Origin of the sequence: Streptomyces europaeiscabiei (assembly GCF_001550375.1) — a bacterium.
Taxonomy (GTDB): Bacteria; Actinomycetota; Actinomycetes; order Streptomycetales; family Streptomycetaceae; genus Streptomyces; species Streptomyces europaeiscabiei.
Genome location: NZ_LRTR01000188.1, coordinates 1 through 3,443 on the forward strand (window position 1 = coordinate 1; position 3,443 = coordinate 3,443).

3 protein-coding genes are annotated in these 3,443 nt (G+C 75.0%); all 3 read right to left on the minus strand.

Features of this window, described 5'->3' with window-relative positions; all coding sequences use genetic code 11:
• A partial coding sequence (locus tag AWZ10_RS09135) for a GGDEF domain-containing protein (protein ID WP_060890834.1) occupies positions 1 to 1,134 on the minus strand: 1,134 nt, incomplete at its 3' end.
• A 685-nt stretch (positions 1,135 to 1,819) separates the two neighbouring features.
• Positions 1,820 to 2,653 (minus strand): enoyl-CoA hydratase/isomerase family protein, encoded by an 834-nt coding sequence (locus AWZ10_RS09140; protein WP_060890832.1) that lies wholly within the window; start codon positions 2,651 to 2,653, stop codon positions 1,820 to 1,822.
• Positions 2,654 to 3,126: 473 nt separating this feature from the next.
• On the minus strand, positions 3,127 to 3,443 hold a 317-nt coding region (locus AWZ10_RS51435; protein ID WP_159058235.1), incomplete at its 5' end, for a hypothetical protein.

The window sequence follows — 3,443 nt, forward strand, 5'->3', positions numbered from 1 at the left end:
CGGGTGCGCGGGATCGGTCGGCGCGGGCGGCCGGTCGGCGAGTCTGACCACGGGGTCCTCGCCACCCTCCCCCTCACGCCCCGCGACGACCGGCTCGACGGAACCCGCGGCCTTGGCCCGGTACTGCGCCGCGTCGGCCAGCCGGAAGAGCCGCCGGGCCGAGCGCAACGGCCCGATCGGATCCCCGGTGGACGCGACGCCACAGGCAACCCCGTCACCCGGCTCCAGCTCCCTCGCCCGCACACAGAGGTCACCGGCGACCCGTACCACCTCGTCCGCCGACGGCCCCACCGCGAGCAGACAGAACTCGTCCCCGCCGAGCCGCGCGACCAGCACCCAGGGCAGCTCGGCCGCGCAGCGCGACAGCACCGAGCCGAACCTCTCCAGCAGCTGATCGCCCATCGCGTGCCCGTAGGAGTCGTTGACCTTCTTCAGGCCATTGAGGTCGCAGACGACCAGGCTGATCACCGTGCCGTCGCGCCGGTGCGCCTCCATCGCCTCGTCGAGCCGGCGGTCGACCGCGCGCCGGTTGCCCAGCCCGGTGAGGGGGTCGGTGAAGGCGAGCCGCCGGGCCTCCTCCAGCCGCTCGGACTGCGCGAGTCCGGCCGCCACGACCGAGGCGAGCACGGTGGCGAAGGCGGCGTCGTCGCGGTGGAAGACGGGCTCCCCGGCGGGCCGGGCCACATACAGTTCGCCCCACGCCCGGCCGTTCAGCACGACGGGCGCCACCACGCAGCAGCCACGGCCGCGTCGGCGCAGCGCGGCGACCCGCTGATGGCAGTAGCCGCCGGGCCGCCGCCCGGCGACCGGCCCGGCGGCCGTCTCCACCCAGGCGTTGGGCTCACCGCCCTCCAGCCAACGCTCGTGCAGGAACTCCGCGATCTCCGGGAACTCGTGCACCGGGTAGGTCTCGTCCTCGGGGAACTCGTCCTCGTCCGCCGCCCGGTTCCCCACGTTCACGAGCACCCGCAGCAGCCCACGTTCCCGCTCCCACACGGACAGCGCGGCGAAGCTGCCCGACAGGGCCCGACACGACCCGTCCGCGGCCGCCCACCATGTCTCCCGCGACGTACGCGCCCCAGCCATCCCACGCGCCAACGCCACCACGGCCCTCAGCCGCCTGTCCTCTCCCATTACCCCAGGCTAGGGAGCTTTGCGGTGGTTTGAGACGTTGGTGGGGCGAACAGGGGTACGGGTCATCGGCGCCGGCCCCTGGGTGGACGGGCGGCGCCGACGGCAAGCACGGGCACCGGTGGCAGGCACCGGGACACGAGGGACTGTCGGCGGGCGTCGGACGTCGGACGTCGGACGTCGGACGTCGGACGTCGGGCGTCGGACGTCGGACGTCGGGCGTCGGGCGTCGGGCGTCGGGCGTCGGACGTCGGGCGTCGGGCGTCGGGCGTCGGGCGCACCAGTACCGGTGGCACTGAGAGGGATCCGGGCTTCCATGGCGTCGGCACGGGCGCAGGCCGCCAGTGACACCGACACGACAGGGGTACGGGCTGTCGGCGGCGCCCTCAGGGATACGGGTCGGGGCCGCTGCCGACGAGCGCTACGCCCGTCACCCGGCCCGCCGGGCTCCGGGGCCAACAGCCACCCTCCCCCGCCCCTCGGGCTGCGGGCGGGGCACCGCGTCGCCCGCAGCCCGATCAAGCACCGCACAGGGCCAGGAGTCACCTCCCACCATCGAGCGCGGCGCTGGCGCCCCTCCGCCACCCCGGACCTGGCCGCCACCCCCGACCTGGCTGGGCTCCGCATGAGGGCCGGGGAGCGGCCCGTCCCACCCCTGCCGCTCGGGGACCACGGGCTGGCCCGCGGGTCACTCCCCCGGCCAGTCCGGCTTCCTCTTCTCGTTGAAGGCGGCCACACCCTCCGCCCGGTCCCCCGAGAACGCCACGGAACGCCATGCCGCGTCCTCGACCTCCAGCCCGGCCCGCAGGTCGAGCCCCTGCCCGAGCCGCAGCGCACGCTTGGCGGCGCGCAGCCCGACGGGCGAGTTCGCGGCGATCCGCGCGGCCAGCGCCAAGGCCTCCTCCCGATCGCGTCCCTCCTCCACCAACTGGTCGACGAGCCCCAGCTCCCGCGCCTCCTCGGCCTGCAGCCGCCGCGCCGTGAAGATCAGCTCGGCGGCCCGCGCGGCCCCCACCCGACGCGGCAGCAACTGCGTGCCCCCGCCGCCCGGGATCACCCCCACCGACACCTCGGGCAGCCCCACCACCGCCGTACGGTCGGCCACGATCAGGTCGCAGGACAGGGCGAGTTCGAAGCCGCCGCCCAGCGCGAAGCCGTGCACGGCGGCGATCGTGGGCATCGGCAGCTCCAGTACGCCGGTGTACGCCGCCCGCGCGACGGGCCGCTGCCGCACCAGATCGGCGTCACTGAACGAGTTCCGCTCCTTCAGATCCGCCCCCACGCAGAACGCCCGCTCATGCGTCGAGGTCACCACGGCCACACGCACGTCCCGGTCGGCGGCCAGAGCCCCGCACGCCGCCGCGACGGAACGGGCCATGTCGGTCGACACGGCGTTCATGGCCTTGGGCCGATCGAGCGCGAGCTCGGCGACAAACCCATGCCGCCGCACGACGACGAACTCCCCGAACCGCCGCTCCCCCTCCGTCCCTACCGCCCGCTCCACTGCCGCACCGTCGCCCATGAAACCCTCCCGGTTAACGCGGGTTAACTCCTGCCGCCCCGATCATCGCAGCCACTCCGAGCCGACGAAACCCCGGCCAGGACCCAGTCGGCCCGGCTCGGCAAGAACGCTCGGCGGCAGCGTCACCCGCGCGCCCGGCGCCCACCCCAACGAGAGCCACGGCACCGTGGTCCATTGACGAACCCCGGCGACCTTTTCCACGTACGAGTGACATCCGGGCCTTCTCCGGCCACACCGCCCACCCCGGCGCATAACCTGCGCTCCGCCACAGGCGCACGGGGACACGGGCGCGCAGGGGAGGGACGAACCATGACGACGAACACGGCCACCAGGCCGACGCCGACCACACCACGAGCGCCACGAGCGCCACGGGAGCCACGGGAGCCACGGGAGCCAGCGGAGCCGGCTGAGCCGAAGGAGCCACCAACGGCCACTACGACGCGCACGGCACCGACGACCTACGCACCGGCGACCTACGCACCGGCGGGTGCACCGACGGCGTCGGGGCCGATGGCGTCGTCCGCGCCACGGGGGCCGTCGGGAACACCGGCGAGGACCGAGGCAGCAGCGCCTTCCCGGGCGCCGGGCTCACCGAGGCCATCGTCGTCGAGGTCTGCGATGCCCGCCGGGTCCGCGGGGTCTGCGATGCCGTCGGCCCTCTGGAAGCCGTCGGCCACCTCGGTGCAGCCGACGATGCCGTTCTCTCCCCTCGTCTCCGGGCCCTCGGCGGACCCCTCGGACCAGGCCGGCGGGGACCCCGGCCGGCCCGCGCCCCGGCCGCGAGGTCGGC